This window comes from Pedobacter africanus, from assembly GCF_900176535.1.
Lineage (GTDB): Bacteria > Bacteroidota > Bacteroidia > Sphingobacteriales > Sphingobacteriaceae > Pedobacter > Pedobacter africanus.
In genome coordinates this window covers 57,664-78,601 of the sequence record NZ_FWXT01000001.1, presented here as the reverse complement: position 1 = coordinate 78,601, position 20,938 = coordinate 57,664, and the positions used below count along the sequence as shown (strand labels likewise).

Sequence of the window (20,938 nt, the reverse complement as noted above, 5' to 3'; positions counted from 1 at the left end):
CAGGGCAGGGCGGTTAGTTGGAGCGTTATGCAGGGTGATAAAAAAGAACGACCATGCGAAAAGGCTAAATAGACAGATGGACCAGTAGAAAGCTACAATTAATATAAGAAAAACAGAAATTATGCAGCCGTTGAAGAGAATGGTCATTTTTTATCAGATAAATTACATACCATAACGACGCACATTTATATTCAAAATGAAGCATCTTTTTAGATATTTTATAATCAGCTGCCTGTGTTTTGCTACAAACACCGGTTTTGCCCAATCCAAAATTCGTATTGCCTGTATCGGCAACAGCATTACCTTTGGTTCTGGTTTGAAGGACAGGGCAAAAGAATCTTACCCGGCTCAATTGCAGGCTTTGCTCGGACCGGCTTATGAAGTGCTCAATTTTGGCGTAAGCGGCGCTACCATGCTTAAAAAAGGCAATAAACCTTACTGGAAAACACCTGAATATGAGCAGGCACTGGTAGCAGCGGCAAATGTATATTTCGTTAAGCTGGGCACCAATGACAGCAAACTGATCAACAGGCCTATGATGGGGGATTACGTCAACGACTACCGTGATATGGTCAGGACACTGGCCAAATTGCAAAGCAGGCCCAGGATCATTTTGCTAACGCCCATTAAAGCCTTCTCTGATGAAAAATTCGGTATATCAGGTACTTATTTGAAGGATTCTATTATCCCTTCCATACAAAAGCTGGCCTATGAGGAAAACCTGGAAGTGATCGACCTGCATTCCCTGTTTGCAGATAAGGAAGCCCTGCTGGCCGATAAAATTCACCCGAATGCAGAAGGGGATGGCTTTATCGCCAAACGTTTATATGAATTGATTGCGCAGCAAACAAAAAAAACTGGCGCCACAGGCAGTATCCCTAAGCTCAATCTGCCGGCAGAAAAAAGTTCCTTTTATGGCTACAACTGCTTTCAGTTTAAGTTTAAGGAGCGTAATGCTAAAATCGCAGTGCCTAAAAGGGAAGCGGCAGGCAAGCCCTGGATCTGGCGGGCCAGGTTCTGGGGCCACGAGCCGCAAACGGACATAGCCTTGCTGGAAAGGGGTTACCATGTGGTTTATTGCGATGTGGCAGAGCTATTTGGAAATAGCGAAGCCATCAACCTATGGAATGGTTTTTATAACCATTTGCAAAAGCTTGGCTTCGCAAAAAAGGCAGTCCTTGAAGGAATGAGCCGGGGAGGAGTGTATGTGTACAACTGGGCGGCAGCGAACCCTAAAAAAGTGACCTGTATTTATGCCGATAACCCGGTGCTCGATTTAAAAAGCTGGCCCGGAGGAAAAGGCATAGGTCCGGGCAGTAAAAAGGAATGGGCAACTTTCCTGAAAGATTATAGCTACCAGACTGATGAACAGGCGGCGGCCTTCGCCGGCAGTCCCATCGATAAGATCAAGGAGATCGTTAAAGGCGGTTACCCCATGCTGCATGTATGCGGAGATCAGGACGAAGTAGTGCCCATATCGGAAAACACAAGCCTCTTTGCCGAAAAAATAAAACAGGCCGGAGGCAATATCAGCATCATTCATAAGCCCGAAGGGAAGCACCACCCGCATAGTTTGCCCAATCCACAGCCTATTGTCGACTTTATTCTAAGGGCCGCGCAAAAATAATTACTGTTTTTTGGTGATATTTGATTTAAAATGCCCACATACTATCAAACATAGTAACCATGGATGCAAAATTAAATACAGTCACAAGCAATGATCGCGAAGCCTGGCTTACGGCATTGTATAAAAAAGTCTTCCCCCTGGTCGCAAATCACATCAGCAGGATGGGTGGTTCATTTGACGATGCCCGGGATATTTTTCAGGATGCCCTGATCATCTATTACGAAAAATCTGCAGCTTCTGCGCTGACCCTGAAACATAGCGATAAAGCTTACCTCTTTGGCATTGCCCGCTACGTGTGGAACAAACGATACAAAGAAAGTAGCAAGCAATTGTCTATCGATCAGCTGAATGCAGATTTTGATGAACAGTCCGGACTGTTTGCTGCTGCTGAAAAGGAAATTTCAGCTTCAGGCCTGTTGCGGCTGCTGCAAACCGCAGGTCAGAAATGTATGCAGCTGCTCAGCGCATTCTATTATGAAAAACTGAACATGGATGAAGTTGCAGAAAGGTTTGGCTTTTCAGGCCCCCGCTCGGCCACTGTACAGAAGTTCAAATGCCTCGAAAAAATAAAGGAAACCGTAAAAGAAAAATCAATACAATATGAAGACATCCTTGAATGAGCTCCTGCTGATTGAAGATTTTCTTTTGGGCGGCAATAGCGAAGGAGAAAGTACCTTAATGCAGGCCCGACTGCTGCTGCAGCCATCGCTTAAGGAAAGCATCTCCTGGCAGCAAAAAACCTATCAGCTGGTCAATACCTATGGCAGGGGACAGCTGCGGCAGGAAATCGCTCAGGTACACCAAAAGCTGTTTTCGGCACCTGAGCACCTTTCATTCAGGCAAAAGGTCATGCGTTTCTTCGCTAAGTAAACCATTTCAATATAAATACACTAATGCCCCAAAAAGGGCAGGGGCCGTGCTATGCCCAATTTAATCTAAAAAAGATATGAGCAACAATGAATTTCGCAGTTACGCAGTAAAGCACCACCGCATCAATAGTTTGTATGTAGACAAATACATCTCCAGAACATCATCCATGGCTGCTCCGGTAGCCATGACGCCCTATATCACGGAAGAAAGGCAATTGAATGTTGCCCAGATGGATGTGTTTTCAAGGTTGATGATGGACCGCATTATTTTTCTGGGCGAGGCAGTTGACGACAGGAATGCCAACGTGATCCAGGCCCAGCTGCTCTTCCTGCAATCTGTAGATGCCGAAAAAGACATCCAGCTGTATGTCAACTCCCCGGGGGGAGCAGTTTATGCCGGACTGGGCATTTACGATACCATGCAGTTCATCGCACCCGATGTGGCCACTATCTGCACCGGTATAGCACTTTCCATGGGCTCAGTACTGCTTTGTGCCGGAGCCGCAGGAAAGCGGTCTGCCCTGCAGCATTCCCGGGTTATGATCCATCAGACTTCGGGAGGAACACAGGGAACAGCCATGGACATGGAAATCTCCGTTAAACAGGTACTCCAGATACAAAAAGAACTGTACCAGATCATTGCCAACCATAGTGGCCAGCCTTATGAAAGGATCAATCAAGCGGCCAGTCGCGATTACTGGATGACTGCGGCTGAGGCGAAGGAATTTGGTATGATCGACGAGATCTTATCTGCATAAATAAGCTGGTTTCTGTCATTACTTATCCTAGGTCAAGACTTATATTTAACCGGCTTGGTAATTTTGCTGTATAAAAATAAGAAGATTATGGAATTAGGTATAGGTATGTTCGGCGATTTGTCAGTTGATCCGCAAACAGGGAAACCAAGGTCTGCACAAATAAAGCTGCAGGAAATCCTGGAACAGATTAAACTGGCCGATGAAGTTGGTCTGGATGTCTTTGGCCTGGGCGAGCACCATCGTCCTGATTATGCGGTTTCATCACCAGAAATTGTACTGGCAGCGGCAGCAGGCATCACCAAAAATATCAAACTGACCAGTACAGTAACGGTATTGAGTTCTGCCGAGCCGGTAAAAGTATATCAGGATTTTTCTACCATTGACCTGATCTCCAACGGACGTGCAGAAATAGGGGTAGGCCGGGGAAGTTTTATAGAATCTTTCCCGCTGTTTGGTTACGACCTGAAAAATTATGACCAGCTTTTTGAAGAGAAACTGGACCTGCTGCTCAACATCAATAACAATGAAGTTGTAAACTGGAAAGGTGAACTTCGCGCCCCACTTATCAACCAGATGGTATTGCCAAGGGCCAGCAACAATGGAAAATTACCCATATGGATTGCTGTTGGCGGTACCCCGCAGTCTGTGTTGCGTGCTGCAGTACTGGGACTTCCATTGGTTGTTGCCATCATCGGGGGTATGCCCAAACAGTTTCAGCCCCTTATTGAGTATTATAAGGAACAATATGTAAAACACGGTCACGATGTCAGTAAAATGCAGATCGGTATCCACTCGCATGCATTTGTCAGCGATAATGAAGCCGATGCAGATGCCTATTATAACAATTACTCCGCGCAGATGGACAGGGTAGGGGCCACGAGGGGCTGGGCACCTTATACCAAATTGCAATACGATGGTGGACGTTCTAAAGAAGGCGCCCTGTTCATTGGAGAAGCCAATGCAGTAACAGAAAAGATCCTGTACATGCACGAATTGTTTGGCATCACCAGGTTCATCGGCCATATGGATGTCGGCGATCCCTCACATAAAGAAATGATGAAATCAATTGAAATATTTGGCAGCAAAGTGGCACCAGCCGTAAGGAAAGCATTAAATAAGGCAGTTTAATTTTTCCTGGCTTTAACCTGCGCTTTGTATAGGGAAGCCGGCTGAAGGTTATTTTTATTCTGCCCTTCCCACTCTCCATCAGGTTTGCCATCCAAACGCCCTTTTAACTTTTGTCCCTGAACACCTATAGCGTAATTTTTGCCGGATACCCATGGGTTTTGTATGGCCGCGCCTTTTACTTTACAGTTCCAGACTACCTGTGTTACGCCAGCCCAGCCATGGCCGCTGCCCCAGTTTCCCCTGTCCTGTATATTGATCTCCCCATCGGTATCAATATTGTCGTACAGGGTGCCGGTAGACCAGCGGTGGTGCGGGCCAATATCGGCATGCGTATTTTTTGATCTGCAATTGTAAAAAACATTCGGGCCACAGGTTTTTGCACCCGTTACATAATCGTGCCTTCCTTCCGTCGTTTCCAGGTTCATGAACAGGTTCTGCTGTCCGTTGTTACTAAAAGAATACCTTCTGCTCCCGGTAATCACCGATTTGGCATCCAGGCATTTGGAATCCATTACGGTGATGTTCTTTGCAGCGCCGTTTAAGCTCACACAGGCATAGCCGAAAAAGCGGGATGTCAGGTTTCTTGCCCAGCCATTTTCTATCTGGTCAAACTCCACAGCAGTCCAGCCATGGTCTTCATCCGTGTCACCGGCATATGCCGATTCAAATAAAATGTTTTCTACACCCACCTCTTTTAAACGCCCCGCAAATTCATATTTAAAGATCTCGCCACCACCATAAAGTTTTTCCATAGCCATTACTATCGGATTGTCAATACTGATCTTATTGCCTTCAATGGCCGTAATTTCCCGCTCAAAATTCAGGTTATATTCACTGGCTTTCCACTGTTTGGTGCCGCCCCTGTCTTCAATTTTATCCATCTGCAGGTCATGGATCCAGTTTTCTGTGCCAGGCCGGAATACCATGATCCTGTCGCCCACCTTAAAATTATTTGCTGATGCAACCTGGAACGATTTTGCACCCGCAGGTACATAGGCATCCGTAATTTTTACCCGGCTGCCAGACTCCGTTATTTTCCCCTTACCGGCAATTTTAACCAGTGAGCGCTGGCCCTTGCCTGCCGCAATCAGTCTTGTACCCCCGGTCTCATTCCCTTCGCCCCTTAAAACTATACCATCGGCATTAATGTTCAGCGTGCCGGCTATGGCGTAATCGCCTTTTTTGAGCAGGATAGCACCCCTGAAACCATCTGGTTTCAAAGGCATGGCCGATACCTCATCAATTGCAGCCTGTATGGTACTACCTGCATCGCCCTTTACCGGGCCTACCGTTTTAACCACTTTTATTTCCGGAATTGGTTTCAAGCCATGATGATAGCCCACCAGGCTAAAATCGGGAATGGTATTCCCTTTTTCATCCGGGTGATAGGTGATGCTTCCGTCCTTATTTACCGTAAGGAACCTGGAATGCCATATGTTGTCTTTTACAAAGGAAAACATTGCCCCGCTGATGAGCAGGATAACAAATGCAAAAACTGATCTGATTTTCATTGAATTCTGTGTGCTTTAACCCACTAAAAGATAGCTTATGCAATTGCGGAATAATATTCCGCTTTTTTATAAACGTTATTAGCACACTTATAAATTCAATTGTCAGTTTACAGTTTCATCTGCTGGATGCGCACTGCGTTGAGAATGGCCAGCAGGGCCACACCCACGTCAGCAATTACAGCCTCCCATAGTGTGGCTACGCCACCTGCACCTAAAATCAGCACAATGATCTTCACACCCATAGCCAGGGTAATATTTTGCCATACAATGTTCCTCGTCAGCTTTCCAATCTTTATGGCTGTTACAATTTTTGAGGGCTGATCGTTCTGGATCACGATATCTGCAGTTTCTATCGTCGCATCGCTGCCCAGGCCACCCATGGCAATCCCCGCGTCGGCAAGTGCCACAACAGGGGCATCGTTTACCCCATCGCCCACAAAGGCCAGGTGTTTTCCTTCCTTTTTAAGCAGCTCAACCTTTTCAACCTTATGTTCGGGTAAAAGGTCACCATAAGCTTTATCTATGTCCAGTAACCTGGCTACTTTATCCACTACCGTTTGTTTATCACCACTCAGCATTACCGTTTCGATATTTAACCTGTGCATAGCTGCTATGGCCTGCTTTGCATCTTCCTTAATTTCATCGGCAATGGTAATGTAACCTGCATATTTACCATTCACGGCTAAAACCACAATGGTGTCTGCTTCCGCATCTATGGAATCATCGTAGTCAATGTTGAATTTTTTTAGAAGTTTGGTATTCCCGGCAAGCAGGGCTTTCCCGTTTATGGTACCTTTAAGCCCATGCCCCGAAACTTCCTCCACATCGGCAATTTTCGCATTGTGAAAAACATCACCGGCATAACGCACAATGGCCAGGGCTATGGGGTGGGTAGATTTACTTTCTATAGCGGCAGCCAGCAAAACCAGTTCTTTCTCATCAAAACCATTGCCCACTACCTTCTGCACCTCAAAAACACCCTTGGTCAATGTGCCGGTTTTGTCCATTACAATGGCATCTACCTTGGTCATTACATCTAAAAAGTTGGAACCTTTAAACAGAATCCCGTTTTTAGAGGCCAGGCCTATGCCGCCAAAATAGCCAAGTGGGATGGATACCACCAGGGCACAAGGGCAGCTGATCACGAGGAACACCAGTCCCCGGTACAGCCAGTCCTGAAAAACATAATCGGCCACAAAAAAATAAGGTAAAGCCACCAGCAGTACGGCCAGCAGAAAAACGATAGGGGTATATACTTTGGCAAAGCGCGATATGAACAATTGCGTTTGCGATTTACGCGCCGTGGCATCCTGTACCATTTCCAGTATCTTGCTCAGTTTACTGTCCTTAAAAGCTGCCTGCACCCGTACTTCCGAAACCTGGTTCAGGTTAATCATACCGGCAAGCACGGCTGCTCCCTTAGCTTTATTATCAGGTTTGCTTTCGCCGGTAAGTGCCGCTGTATTAAAAGTGGCCTTGTCCGACAACAGTTCCCCGTCCAGGGCCAGCTTTTCACCGGGTTTGATCTGGATCACTTCTCCAATGGCCACTTCGGCCGGTGCCACGGTCTGCACTTTTCCTGCCCTGATCACATCAACTGCATCAGGCCTGATATCGAGCAATGCCTTAATGCTCCGTTTGGCATTGCTTACGGCCGAATCCTGGAACCATTCACCAATAGAATAGAAAACCATTACGGCCACACCCTCACTGAAAGATCCAATGGCAAAGGCCCCAATGGTGGCCACGCTCATTAAAAAGAATTCGTTAAAGAAGTCTAACCTCATGGCTTTTCTAAAGGCCATTTCCAAGACATTCCAGCCTGCCAGTAAGTAGGCAGGTACAAATATGATGAGCTGTATGGTCGTATTAAAAGTAGTGCCAAATCCATATTCCAGCACCATCATGACCACAACAACGGTCAGTGCAGTAAGCAGGGGCCAGTGGCTCAGCCATCCCGTATCTTCTTCGGCACCATGGTTATGGCCATCATCGTCACTATGCGCTTCCTGCCCATTGGCAGTATGGTGGTGTTCTTTATGTTTATCTGTTTGAACTGCTGCACCGCTGGTTTCCTCAGCGGCACAGCAGTCTTTATGTATGTTCGATGCCTTCATAATGGTAAATTACTACAATAAAGTTAACCTGTTTTTCTTATTAATGGCTATGCTCGGCAGGGCCCGAAGCTTTGGACTGCAAATAAAAGGCCCCTTTAGTTACCACTTTCACATCAGCAGGTAATTTTTGCAACAGACTGATCTGAACATAACCCAACTCCGAAACACCGGTTTTAACCTCTACCTTTTTAAAGTGTACCGATTTTTCTTCTTTTTTGTCTTCTTCCTTATGCTTTTCATCGTGGGTACCCGAGGTCTCTGATTTTGCTTCAGCGGCATGTTCTTTTTCATGTGCAGCTTCAGCATCGGTATCTACAACAAAAATAAATTCCTTGCCTTCCGAACGCACTACGGCGTCAACAGGCACAGCATCGCTCATGGCGGTACCTACGGCAATCAGTCCGGTAACATACATTCCGGGGATGAGGTTGGCCCCGGGCTTTTTGATAACTGCATGCACCACAACGCCTTTACTGTCGTTTTCAAAGGATTTATTGATGCCATAGATTTCACCTTCAATCTGCTGGTTTTTCTGGTTGGTCAGTTGAAATTCTACACGCTGGCCTACCTTAATTTTGGACAGGTCTTTTTCAAATACGATCAGGTCGGCATGGATCTTAGAATTGTCTACGATGTCCATAATCGATACCCCGGGTTGTGCATAGGAGCCTGTTTCCGCTACGATCTTTCCTATCGTTCCGTTGATGGGAGAGCTTACAGGCACCTGAGAGGTGATGTTCCCGCTGCTGATGCGGGCCGGGGAAATCCCATATTGCAGCAGCTGGCGTTCCAGGGCTTTTATCCTGGCCCTTTCTGCGTTATAATTGGCCTCTGCCTGCTGATGGGCTTTACCTGTGCCGGCATTAGCCGCTTTGAGCTGCTGCTGACGGTTGTATTCACTTTCAATATAGCTGAAACCGCCTTTTGCACTCAGGTAATCCTGCTGCAGCCTGATCAGGTCCTGGTTCTCTATCGTTACCAGTACCTGTCCCTTTTTTACCTTCTGTCCTTCTATGACACTGATTTTCCTGATGATGCCCCCGGTCAGCACGTTGATCTGGGCAGCATTCTGTGGCGGCACAGCCAGCTGTCCGCTTGATTTAACCACAGCGGTCAGGTTTTTTTGTTCTATATTGCCTATAACAATGCCCACCGCATCCAGCTGCTGCTGGCTGAGTTCAAGGCCTTCCTCATGTTCGTCATGCTCGTGGCCCTCAGCATGCCCATGCGCTTCTTCGTTTGTGCTTTTCGGTTTTCCACCATCGCTACAGGAGCTGATGCTGCCCAGGATAAATGCCGCGCAGATCAGCCCGGTCAGGTTTCTTTTGATATATGCTAGTGCGTTCATTGGATTAGTTCCCTTTTAAAAAATGTAATTGAATAACTGCTTGGTTCAGCAGGTTAACCGTCTGCAGGTAATTGAGCTTGCTCTGTACGGCGAGCGACATATTCTGAATGAATTCAATATAGCCAATTTCGCCCAGATCGTAGGAGACCTGTGCGATACGGATCTGTTCTTCCGCCTGTTTTAAGCCGCCTGAGATAAAATAATCGACCATGGCCTTATGTTGTGCATAGTTTTGCAGCTCCTGCTGGTACTGCATGGCCAGCTGGTTCTTTGTGCGTTCATAATCTGTCTCGGCAATCTGGGCTGCAATCTTTTCATTGTTTACCCTGGCCCTTCCTGCGCCATTGAACAAAGGTACAGCTATCCCCAGCTGAATGCCTGCTATGCGGGTCCCAGGTGTATAGGTACGCCCAATATTCGCCGGATCAAAAGACCTGATCACAAACTGCTGCGCATAGCCCAGTGTCAGGTCTGGCATGGCACGGGAGCGTTCCAGGTCTATCCTGGCTTTGGCTACTTCAATCTGCTGCTCGTAAACGGCAGTAAGCGGGTTGCTGCCTGCAGCGGCCTCAGACCCATCATTTAGCGGCAGTACAGGCAGTTTTTTCTCTACAGGAACAACAGCGCTTTTCAGGTTCAGCAATTGCTGAAGGTTAAGCTGCTGACTGGCCAGGTTGGTTTCTACGGCCTTTTTTAGGGCCTGTACTTCCTGGTATTTGTTCCGTGCGGTGATCAGTTCCAGGTTAGAAGTCTCGCCAACTTTATAGCGCAGCTCCGATTTCCGGATAAAATTGCGGTAAATGCTGTCCTGCAGTTCCAGTACTTTTAAAGTATTGATGCTGTACAGCAGCTGGTAATAGGCCTGACGTGTGTCCCTGCTCACTTCCGCCCGGGTATAACCTGCATTTTTTTCCATCAGCCCGGTTTCACTCGTCAGTACTTTTTTCTGGTTCCTATAAAATCCGGGCCAGGCAAAGCTCTGCGAAACAGAAATGGAGTTGTCGTTACTGCCGCCGCCGGTGGGGTCCTGGGAAATGGTAAAAGCCGTTTTGGCAGGATCGAAGGCCGACTTTTGCATGGCTTTAGACTGGTTAACGGCCAATCCGCTGGATTTCACCTGCAGGTTGTGCTTCAAGGCCATGGCAACGGCACTGTCGGCCGACAAGGGCAGCTCCTGAGCTTTTGCAGGGGTCAATCCCAGTCCGGCAAATAAAATCACAATTACTGCTAAAGGTTTCATAGGAGTATTTTTTGTTTTTTTATGGCTACTAACCAATATGTAAAGGCAAGGCAGTACAAATAAAGTCAGCAGCGTGGCCGACAGCAGTCCGCCTATAACTACCGTTGCCAGTGGCTTTTGCACCTCAGCACCTGCACCCCCCGATAATGCCATAGGCAGAAAGCCCAGCGAGGCAACAGCGGCGGTCATGATCACCGGCCTTAACCTTACTGCTGTTCCCTGCATCACCCTTTTATATACGTCAGCGATGCCTTCTTCCTTCAGCTGGTTGAAATAGGAGATGAGTACAATTCCATTCAGTACCGCCACACCAAAGAGTGCGATAAAGCCAACACCTGCCGAGATGCTGAAAGGCATGCCCCGTACCAAAAGGGCCAGTACACCACCGATGGCCGACAGCGGAACGGCAGTAAAAATGAGAATGGTCTGGGTAAATGACCTGAAAGTAAAATACAACAGCCCTAAAATCAGGAGCATGGCCACAGGTACAGCAACAGATAACCTGCTTTTGGCTTCCTTGAGGTTCTGGAACTGCCCGCCATAAGTAATGTAATATCCTGAAGGAAGTTTCAGCTTCGCGTCCATAACCTGCTGTATTTCAGCTACAGTACGTTCCACATCCCTGCCTTTTACGTTAAAGCCCACGTAGATCCTTCTTTTCCCATCCTCGCGCGAGATCTGGGCGGGTGCTTCCTTCAGCTCTACTTTGGCCACCTGGTTTAAGGGTACTTTATTACCGGAGGGCAGGGGAACGTACAGGTTTTCTATGCTGGAAATGTTTTCGCGCAGGTCGCGCTGCAGGCGTACCACCATATCAAAACGCTTTTCACCTTCAAATACCACGCCCGCCACATTGCCGGCAAAAGCAGTGCTTAAAATGCTGTTGATGTCGGCTATGGTTAACCCATATTGCGCAATTTTATCCCTGTCATAGGTCACAATTACCTGCGGCAGGCCGGTAACCTGCTCTACAAAAGGTTCACTAACCCCTTGTACAGGTGCAATCAGCTGTGAGACTTTTTTGGCCTGCTGCGCCAGGACGTCCAGGTCTTCCCCGTAAATTTTAACGGCAACATCCTGACGTACACCCGTCATCAACTCATTGAAACGCATTTGCATAGGTTGGGTGATCTCTACATTTACACCGGGTAAAACAGACAGTGCATCCTCCATCTTTTCCGACATTTCTTCCTTGGTCTTTGCGGATGTCCATTCTTCTTTAGGCGTCATGGCCACCATCATATCGCCCCGCTCTACAGGCATAGGGTCTGTAGGAATCTCTGCACTTCCGATCCGGGTAACGATCTGCCTGATTTCAGGGAATTTATCTTTCAGGATCTTCTCTGCCTTTCCGAAGGTTTCCACCACCTGGCTAAGCGAGGTGCCTTGAGACATGGCAATCTCCACTGCCAGGTCGCCCTCTTCCAGCTGGGGAAGGAACTCACCACCCATATTGGCGAACAGCCATAGTGTAAATCCAAAGCATACCAGGGCAATGGCTACAACCAATTTCTTCATACGCAGTGCTGTTTCCAGCATGGGCGTATAAACACGTTTAAAGAAATCCATGATCTTATCGGATACATTCCGTTTGTGTTCCGTCTTTTTGCTCAGGAACAGCGCACTGACCATCGGTACATAAGTAAGCGATAAAATGAATGCCCCAACAATAGCAAACACTACGGTTTCGGCCATGGGTTTAAACATCTTTCCTTCAATACCCACCAGCGAGAGCAGGGGCAGGTATACAATCAGGATGATGATTTCGCCAAAAGTGGCGCTCGCCCTGATTTTGGAGGAAGCCGTAAACACCTCCTGGTCCATTTGCTCCTGGTTCAGTTTAGGGAGCCCTTTAAACAGCTTGCTTTCGGTAAGCCTGAAAATGATGGCTTCCACAATAATGACGGCCCCATCTACAATGAGCCCAAAATCTATGGCCCCCAGGCTCATCAGGTTTCCCGAAACACCAAACAGCCGCATCATGGCAAAGGCGAACAGCATAGAAAGGGGAATTACCGAAGCCACGATCAGGCCGGCACGCCAGTTGCCCAACAACAATAGCAACACGAATATCACAATGAGGGCACCCTCTATCAGGTTTTTCTGCACAGTACTGATAGAGCGCCCAACCAGTTCTGTACGGTCTATATAAGGCTCTATAACCACGCCTTCGGGCAAGGACTTCTGTATCTGTGCAATCCTTTCCTTTACATTTTTGATCACCTGGTTAAAGTTTTCGCCTTTCAGCATCAGGGTGATCCCAGCCACAACCTCGCCGGTACCATTGCGGGTTACCGCCCCATAACGCGTTGCGCTGCCAAACTGCACGGTACCAATGTCCCTGATCAGCACAGGCACACCGCCCGAATTTTTGACCACTATTTTTTCAATGTCGTCGAGCGACTTCACCTGCCCGATCCCACGGATGGTGTAGGCATTGCTTTGCTGCTCAATGTAAGAGCCGCCGGTATTTTCATTGTTGTTTTTCAATGCCGCATAGATTTGTGAGATGGTCACATTGCTGGCATTGAGCTTCTCATTGTCGAGCGCAATTTCATATTGCTTCACAAAGCCGCCCCATCCGCTCACTTCGGCTACACCTTTGGTGCCCGCCAGCTGGGTCCTTACCACCCAATCCTGCAAGGTCCGCAGGTCGGTTGCCGAGTATTTGCCTTCATAGCCTTTTTTGGTATGCAGCACATATTGGTAAATCTCGCCAAGCCCGGTGGTAATGGGCGCCAGCGAAGGCGATACCAGTCCGTCTGGAATATTGCCTTCCGCTTCTTTCAGCTGCATTTCTACCTGCTGCCTGGCCCAGTAAATGTCGGCATCATCTTCAAAAACAATGGTAATCACCGATATACCCGAGCGGGATATGGAACGTTTTTCAATTACATTAGGGATATTGGCCATGGCCAGTTCAATAGGAGCGGTGATGAACTGCTCCACTTCCTGGGCGCCTAAGCTGGGGGCCTGGGAAATCACCTGTACCTGGTTGTTGGTAATGTCGGGTACCGCATCAATGGGTAGCCGTGTCAAGGAATAAATCCCCCAGATCACTAAAGCCAGGGTCATTATACCAATTGCTAATTTATTCTTTATGGAGAATAAAATAATCCTGTTAAACATAAATATTTAGTTGTAAAGCGTCGTATAGCAGTATTTGCTATTCAGCCGCAATGGTAAATAATAAAGAAACTGAGCGCAGGCTCAGGACGGTAATTATTTATACCAGTTTAGGCGGCTGCCAGATATCGCCCGGGATAAGAATTACGGGCTGTACGTGATGTTCAGGAAAGCTGTCTTTTTCGTCATTCAGGATCAGCGCTGGTGCTTTATTAACTGCAGCTGAGGCTACAAACCCATGATAAGTACCAGAGTGGAAAAACGGAGAACAGGCATGGGCACTTTCATGATTGTTATCTGCATGTTTTTCTGAGGAAACAGCCTGACAAAGATCTTCATGTTCAGTGGAAAGACTGGTTTCATTACTACAACATGGCCACATGGCAAGGGCCATTACATAGATAGTGAGTATGAAAGCCAGATACTTCATATTGCAAACTTAATCTTTTTTTAACAAAAACAAATCATTCTGCATTTGTCTCAACGCTTTTACATCCTTAAACATTTCTTAATACAGGCTGAATATTGCAGCGGTACTTTTGTAAAAAATGTCTGTCAAAATAATTGCTGCACCTCTGAGTACCGATATGGTTACTTCCTTAAAAAAGGGAGAGGCACAGGCTATGGAACAGATCTATAAGGACCACTGGGCCGATGTTTTTGACAGCGCCTGCAGGCGCGTACGAGACAAGGATGTGGCACAGGATATTACCCAGGAGATTTTTATTTCCCTATGGACAAACCGTCAGCGCCTGGCCATCAAGGGAAGCCTGCGCAGTTACCTGCAGGCGGCCGTAAAATACAAGGTGATCAATTATTTTAAGTCAGCCATAGTTAAAGACAAATACCAGGAAGATATGTTTTTTTTAGCTGAAGGGCAAATGGAACTGTCGGCCGAAAACAAGTTGATGGTCAAAGACATGAATAAGGAGATCGATGAGGCCCTGCAGGCTCTGCCCGAAAAGATGCGGCAGATTTTCAGGATGAGCCGCATGCAGGAAAAAACCATCCGGGAAATCGCTGCAGAGTTGGGCCTTTCGGTCCAGACGGTTAAAAATCAGATCTCCGCCGCATTAAAAATGCTGAAGGAAAGGTTGTCTTACCTCCCGTTTTTAATCCTCATTTTGTTGTTTATATAAACTTAACACAAACTTAACCTTTTTTGCCGGTACCCATCTTCTTTTGAACTGACTTGTAGATGATGACAAAAGAAGAAAAGGCAAAAGCACTGTTGGAAAAATACGCAGCAGGGGAAGCCACACCGGCCGAACGGCAGCATGTGGATACCTGGTATGCCAGCCAGGAACACAGGGAGTTTCCTATCGGGGCAGCCCAAAAAGCCGCCATAGGGGCAGCAATTTTTCAGGAACTCCAGCGGGAAATGCAGCAGAGCCAAGAGGCAGGGTTTATCCACCTGCAAAAATGGTACAATGTGGCAAAAGCTGCTGCAATATTGCTGCTGGTCGCCGGTACAGCCGTACTGCTCTGGCCGGCAGCTGGAGGGCAAGGCGGAACAGCCGGTCTGGCTGCTGTGCGCACCACTGCTTCGCAAAAGAAAAATATTGTGCTGGCAGATGGTTCTAAAATCAGCCTGGGACCTTCTTCATGCTTAACTTACCCGCTAAAATTTTCAAACAGAAAGCGTGTGGTCGAACTGAATGAGGGGGAGGCTTTCTTTGATATTGCGCACGATGAATCCCGGCCCTTTACCGTAAAAACTACAAACGATCTGGAAACCAAGGTGCTGGGTACATCGTTCCGCATCCAGGCCCGCGCGGTATCGCCGGTAGTTAAAATTACAGTGGCAACCGGAAAAGTAGCTGTTGGCAATACAAAACAGGTGTTTGGTACATTGGTAAAAGGGCAGCAGATCACTTACGATAAAAAGCAGGAACGGGCACTGATCGATTATACACCGGCCCCTGTATATGTAAACCTGGTATTTGAAAAGGAAAACCTGCTGCAGGTTTGCAGTAAACTGGAATATGTCTACGGCATAAAGATCAACCTGAAAGACCAGGCCCTGGGCAGGCTGAAATGTACGGCAACATTCAATACCCGGCAGGCACCGGAAGAGATCATGGACCTTCTGTGCAGTCTGCACCGCATGAAATTCAATCAATCAGACGACCATAAAACCTTTAATGTATATAAAAAATGAGTGTATAAGGAAGGATAAACAAACAACCGGCACTGATCAGATCAGCACCGGTAATTTTTGAAGCCTGGTGTCTAAGGCCAATTGTACTGCCAGGCAAATTTTAAAACAAATTCATGTTAAAAAACAAATAAATATATGAAACAATCCTCATATAAGAGGTCAGCAGCTCTTTATAAAGCCATGAAATATTCACTTTTAACTTTTTCAATCCTATGTACCTTCTGCGGTGCCATGCTGGCATCGCCGGGTATGGCGCAAAAGCTGGAAAGAAGCAGGATCAGCTTAAAGGTAACAAAGGAACGGCCGGCAAGCCAGGTCCTTAAAGAAATCGAAGCCAGTACGGGCCTGCGCTTCATTTACAACCCCGATGCGCTTTCGGAGGGTAAAAGGCCAATTAACGAAACATTTAGAAACGAGAAGGTAGAAGAGGTACTCCGGAAAATGGGCTACAGCTGTACGGAAAAAGGAGATTACATCATCCTGAAAAATATTCCGCTGCCGCCAAAAAAAGCCGACAGACTGATCAGCGGTGTGGTTAAAGACTCCACCGGACTGGCCATGCCCGGCGTATCTGTGAAGGTACTGGGTACTGCAAAATCGACCACCACCGATGCCAATGGCAGGTACAGTATTACCGTTGAAGAGGATGCAGTGCTGTCTTTTTCTATGGTAGGCTATAAAACCAAACAGGTTAAGGTAAGTGAGGGACAGGTATTTAATGTTACCCTGATGGAAGACAAGGCCCTGCTGAGCGAGGTGGTTGTGGTAGGTTACGGCACGCAGAAAAAAGCAACCCTTACCGGGGCCGTAAGTACTGTGGCGCTCGACCAGCTTTCTTCACGCTCTGTAAACAGCGTTGGCGAAGTGCTGGCCGGTAAATCGCCGGGTGTTATTGTAACCAATGAAGGGGGGGATCCAACTTCTGGCCCGCGTGTGAACATCAGGGGTGCAGGGGGGATCAATGGCGAGAGTGTATTGTATGTGGTAGACGGCTCAATTGTGATTGGTACACCAGTACTGAACCCGAACGACATTGAATCCATATCTGTGCTGAAAGATGGTTCGGCCGCAATTTATGGGGCAAGGGCATCCGGCGGGGTAATCCTGATCACGACAAAGAAAGGCGAAAATGGCGCACTTCAGATCAATTTTGATGGAAAGATAGGTACCCAGAATGCCTGGAAGAAGCTGCAGCCACTCAATGCCGAACAGCGCGCAATGGTTGCGGTAACTGCCGCAAAGAATGGTAAGACAGACCTTTTACCTGCTTTTGACGCTGCAAAATACCCGGAAGGACAGATTACCCGTACCAACTGGATGGATGAGGTATTCAGGACCGGTAAAACACAGGACTATAACCTGGGCATATCCGGCGGTACAGAAAAATCAAATGTTTACCTCAGCTTTAATTACCGTCAGGCCGAAGGCATTGTACTCAATACCAAAGTGCAGCGTTATAATTTCCGCGTTAACTCCGATCACCAGCTTACATCCTGGTTAAAAGTTGGGGAAAACCTTTCGTTCAGCAGCACGAACGGACAAGGCGCCAATACCAGCAGTGACTATACTGGTGCTTTGCTTTCTGCCATTTATTATCCTGCAAATGCCACACCTTATAATCCTGATGGTTCATTTGCAGGCCTGCCGGGCGGACAGTATGCTGGCGATTACGGCGATATCATCAACCCGGTGGCCGAACTGCTGCGCACCGATATCAATAAGCCCGAAAATATTTTAATTGTTAACCCGTATGCCTTATTCAGTTTAGCCAAAGGCTTAACGTTCCGGTCTAACCTGAGCGTAACCAAAGGCTTTTACCATTCTAAAATTTTTACACCAAAACGCCCGGAAGTGGGCAAGCCCATGCTCTCCAACTCACTGGAAGAGAAAGACAGGGTTTTAACAGATATCCTTGCAGAACAGGTGCTGGCCTGGAAAAAAGACCTGGGCCTGCATCACCTTGATTTTACCGCTGGCTTTTCTTTCCAGAAAACAAAATACAAAGGCTTTTCTGTAATCGGAAGGGACTTTGATGATGAGGCCCCTTCGAAAAGGTACCTGGTGAATGCGACTGTTTTTGAACCGGCATTGAGCGACCTCGTGTCGACCGCGCTGTCATCCACTTTCGTACGTGCAAATTACAACTATGCCGAAAAGTACCTCTTATCGCTGATCGGTCGCCGCGATGGTTCCTCACTGGTACCTAAAGCAGAGAACAGGTTCCGTAATTATTATTCCGTTTCTGCCGGATGGGTGCTGAGCAAAGAGAACTTTTTAAAAGAAAGCACCTGGTTAAATGAACTGAAACTGAGGGGCAGTTACGGACTGCTGGGCAACCTTGCCCAATTGCAGCCTACGGATGTGAGCCCGCTCCTGAGCAAAACAAAGGCTTATTTTGGCCAGGTGCCCACCCTGCAGAACGGATTGGTATCTACTGTGCTGGAAAACCCCGACATGAAATGGGCAGAGTCCAAACAAACCAATGTGGGTATCGACCTGGGCTTCCTGAAAAACAGCCTGACCTTAACAGCCGATTATTTCATTAAGGATATCGATAAGATGATCCTGACCAAGCCCTTACCCGGAACGGCAGGACTGAACTCCCAGACCATCAACGCCGGTCTGGTACGCGACAAAGGGATTGAACTGGGTATCACTTATACCGCTGACAAAAATAAAGCCTTTACCTATTCGGTAACTGCATCCCTGACCAAGATCAACAACAAGGTGCTGGAACTTGCACCGGGACTGGAGAACATCGCCGTATCCAACAACTTCAGGAATGAACTCGCTCCTTTGTTCATCAAAGTAGGACAGCCCCTTTACAGCTATTACGTACGCAAAACCCAGGGTATTTTCCAGACCCAGGCCGAAGTGGACAACCATGTGAACTCCAAAGGTGTAAAGATCCAGCCTAAGGCGCGTCCGGGCGATTTCAGGTTTGCCGATCTCGACGACAGCGGATCTATTGACGGGGGCGACCGCTATTTTGCAGGGAGTGCCTATCCTGATTTCTCCTACGGATTGAGCTTTAACGCCGCCTATAAAGGATTTGACATCAATATTTTTGCACAGGGTGTACAGGGCAATAAACTATTCAATGCGGTTAAACGTACCACCTACAGCGCCAGCGGCCCATCCTACAACAAACTGGTGGGCATACTCGATGCCTGGTCGCCCGAAAACCCCAATGGAAAGGTGCCGGTCATTTCTACAAAAGACGACGATAACGGAAACTTTAACGCCTCCGATTTCTATGTAGAAGATGGTTCTTACTTACGTCTACGCAACATTACGCTGGGTTATACCCTTCCTAAAAACCTGAGCAATAAAATTAAGGCCGGTGCCATCCGTGTGTATGCCACTTCAAATAACCTGTTCACCATTACCAGGTATTCTGGTTTCGATCCGGAAATAGGAATGGACAACTATGGACTGGACACAGGCCGTTATCCGCAGTCCAGAAGTTTCCTCATCGGTCTTAATGTGAATTTATAATCTGTAATACAATGAAAATGAAACAAAGTATAAAATACATAGCCCTGGCTGCCTTTGCCCTCTTAAGTTCCTGCAAAGACCAGCTGAACATTACACCCGAAGGTGCCCCATCGGCACAAAACTTCTGGAAAACCAAAGAGGATGCCCTAAAAGCTGAAGCGGGACTCTATGAAAAATACAATGAAGAAGATTACTATGGCAGGGGAATGTTCTGGTTTATCAATGCCAGCGACGATATGGTAACCGGTCGTAACAAACCCGAGGCCGATAACATCAAGAACTTCAATAAAAACTACATCGGGGGCGGATATACAGAGTCGCAATGGTCTATGCGCTATGCCATCATTAAGCGTGCAAACGACATCATCAAAAACGTTCCGGGTATCCCTATGGACGAAGAACTGAAGAAACAGATCATTGGTGATGCTTACTTCAATGCCGGTCTGGTGTATTTCCAGCTGGCAGCGAATTATGGAAATGATAAGGCTGGTGTGCCCATTGTTACCCCCGAAACAGATGCCTCGGCTGTCATTCCCAGAGCAAAAAATGTAAATGAAAATTACGATTACATCATTCAGTTACTGGAAAAGGCAGTAGATCATTTACCTTACTTTACAGATATGAAGCCGGCCGACTATGGCAAGGCGCACAAAACTGCGGCATGGGCCTATATGTCGAAAGTGTACCTGTACAAAAAAGATTATGCCAATGCCAGAAAATATGCAGATCTGGTGATCGGGTCAGGCAAACACGAATTGGTGCTGACCGGCTTTGCAGATGTGTTTAAAGCCACCAATAACTGGTCTAAAGAATACATCTGGTCGGTAGTGTGCTCTCCAAGTGTAGGCGGTACAGGCTGGGGCAGTAAGCTGCCGGGGGTAATGCTGACCAATAAAGGCTGGAACATTTACAATGGCTGGGGCTATTACCTGCCCACCAAAGAACTGTACGATTCTTATGAGGCGGGCGATCAGCGCCGCGAAGCGACCATCCTGAAGACAGGCGATAAGTTCATGTATTTCGGGCAGGAACGCAGCTTTACCAAAGACGGTGGTGCCACATCCGATTACCAGTTTAAAAAGTACATGGAGCCTTTTTCTTATCCGAATCCTATTCCTTTGCATGTAAACCCGAATGGGGATAACGGGACTACCGACCTGAACGTGCCGCTGATGCGCTATGCCGAGGTACTGCTGATCAAGGCCGAAGCTGCGATCATGACCACCGGAGCCGGGTCTGGTGATACAGAACTGAACAAGATCCGCCAGCGCGCCGGCTTAGGCATTAAAACAGGCATGACCATGACCGACCTGAAAAGGGAACGCCGCAATGAGCTGGCAGGGGAGTGGGCCGACCGCCACCGCGATCTGGTACGCTGGGGAGATGCAGAAGCTACCTATGCCAAACCACTGCACGACTCGCAGGGCAAGGAGATCTGGGCCGCAAGGGCATTTAACCCTCAGGTACACGATGTATGGGCTGTGCCGCAAAGAGAAATTGACAACAGCGGCGGGGTAATCAAACAGAACCCGGGCTGGTAGGTCTTTTAATAAAA

Annotated in this window: 14 protein-coding genes; 9 read left to right on the top strand and 5 right to left on the bottom strand. The window is 47.4% G+C overall.

All coding sequences use genetic code 11. From position 1 onward, the window contains the following. Window positions 1-196 precede the first annotated feature (196 nt). The 5 genes from B9A91_RS00300 (at window position 197) to B9A91_RS00280 (ending at window position 4,382) form a co-directional block, all read left to right on the top strand. The gene (locus tag B9A91_RS00300) at window positions 197-1,627 is read left to right on the top strand and encodes a GDSL-type esterase/lipase family protein (protein ID WP_084236304.1); all 1,431 of its coding nucleotides are present in this window, start codon (window positions 197-199) and stop codon (window positions 1,625-1,627) included. 59 nt (window positions 1,628-1,686) lie between these two features. Further along, a complete protein-coding gene (locus tag B9A91_RS00295) occupies window positions 1,687-2,247 on the top strand; it encodes an RNA polymerase sigma factor (RefSeq protein ID WP_084236303.1) in 561 nt (186 codons plus the stop codon). After that, a complete protein-coding gene (locus tag B9A91_RS00290; RefSeq protein WP_084236301.1) occupies window positions 2,228-2,497 on the top strand; it encodes a hypothetical protein in 270 nt (89 codons plus the stop codon). Before B9A91_RS00295 ends, B9A91_RS00290 begins: the two co-directional genes overlap by 20 nt. A gap of 76 nt (window positions 2,498-2,573) precedes the next feature. Continuing rightward, window positions 2,574-3,254: an ATP-dependent Clp protease proteolytic subunit gene (locus B9A91_RS00285; RefSeq protein WP_084236299.1), complete on the top strand. Its 681-nt coding sequence runs from the start codon at window positions 2,574-2,576 to the stop codon at window positions 3,252-3,254. Between the two features lie 87 nt (window positions 3,255-3,341). Further along, window positions 3,342-4,382 (top strand): Atu2307/SP_0267 family LLM class monooxygenase, encoded by a 1,041-nt coding sequence (locus B9A91_RS00280; protein WP_084236297.1) that lies wholly within the window; start codon window positions 3,342-3,344, stop codon window positions 4,380-4,382. On the opposite strand, the gene B9A91_RS00275 is transcribed toward B9A91_RS00280, so the two are convergent. From B9A91_RS00275 to B9A91_RS00255, 5 genes are all read right to left on the bottom strand, one after another. Continuing rightward, a complete protein-coding gene (locus tag B9A91_RS00275; protein WP_084236295.1) occupies window positions 4,379-5,893 on the bottom strand; it encodes a hypothetical protein in 1,515 nt (504 codons plus the stop codon). The two genes, B9A91_RS00280 and B9A91_RS00275, sit on opposite strands and share 4 nt — an antisense overlap. 107 nt (window positions 5,894-6,000) lie before the next feature. Next, window positions 6,001-8,010 (bottom strand): heavy metal translocating P-type ATPase, encoded by a 2,010-nt coding sequence (locus B9A91_RS00270; RefSeq protein WP_084236294.1) that lies wholly within the window; start codon window positions 8,008-8,010, stop codon window positions 6,001-6,003. Between the two features lie 40 nt (window positions 8,011-8,050). Beyond that, window positions 8,051-9,358, bottom strand: coding sequence for an efflux RND transporter periplasmic adaptor subunit (locus B9A91_RS00265; RefSeq protein WP_084236292.1), 1,308 nt, complete (start codon window positions 9,356-9,358; stop codon window positions 8,051-8,053). A 4-nt stretch (window positions 9,359-9,362) separates the two neighbouring features. Continuing rightward, window positions 9,363-13,727, bottom strand: coding sequence for a CusA/CzcA family heavy metal efflux RND transporter (locus B9A91_RS00260; RefSeq protein WP_084236290.1), 4,365 nt, complete (start codon window positions 13,725-13,727; stop codon window positions 9,363-9,365). A gap of 97 nt (window positions 13,728-13,824) precedes the next feature. Further along, complete coding sequence (locus B9A91_RS00255) at window positions 13,825-14,154, bottom strand: hypothetical protein (RefSeq protein WP_084236288.1); 330 nt, start codon at window positions 14,152-14,154, stop codon at window positions 13,825-13,827. A gap of 118 nt (window positions 14,155-14,272) precedes the next feature. Between B9A91_RS00255 and B9A91_RS00250 the strand changes: the two genes are divergently transcribed. From B9A91_RS00250 to B9A91_RS00235, 4 genes are all read left to right on the top strand, one after another. Beyond that, a complete protein-coding gene (locus B9A91_RS00250; protein WP_084236286.1) occupies window positions 14,273-14,863 on the top strand; it encodes an RNA polymerase sigma-70 factor in 591 nt (196 codons plus the stop codon). Between the two features lie 59 nt (window positions 14,864-14,922). Beyond that, the gene (locus B9A91_RS00245; RefSeq protein ID WP_084236284.1) at window positions 14,923-15,885 is read left to right on the top strand and encodes a FecR family protein; all 963 of its coding nucleotides are present in this window, start codon (window positions 14,923-14,925) and stop codon (window positions 15,883-15,885) included. A 135-nt stretch (window positions 15,886-16,020) separates the two neighbouring features. After that, entirely contained in the window at window positions 16,021-19,383 is a 3,363-nt protein-coding gene (locus B9A91_RS00240) for a SusC/RagA family TonB-linked outer membrane protein (RefSeq protein ID WP_235012315.1), read from the top strand. A 17-nt stretch (window positions 19,384-19,400) separates the two neighbouring features. Continuing rightward, a complete protein-coding gene (locus tag B9A91_RS00235) occupies window positions 19,401-20,924 on the top strand; it encodes a RagB/SusD family nutrient uptake outer membrane protein (RefSeq protein ID WP_084239515.1) in 1,524 nt (507 codons plus the stop codon). Window positions 20,925-20,938 lie beyond the last annotated feature (14 nt).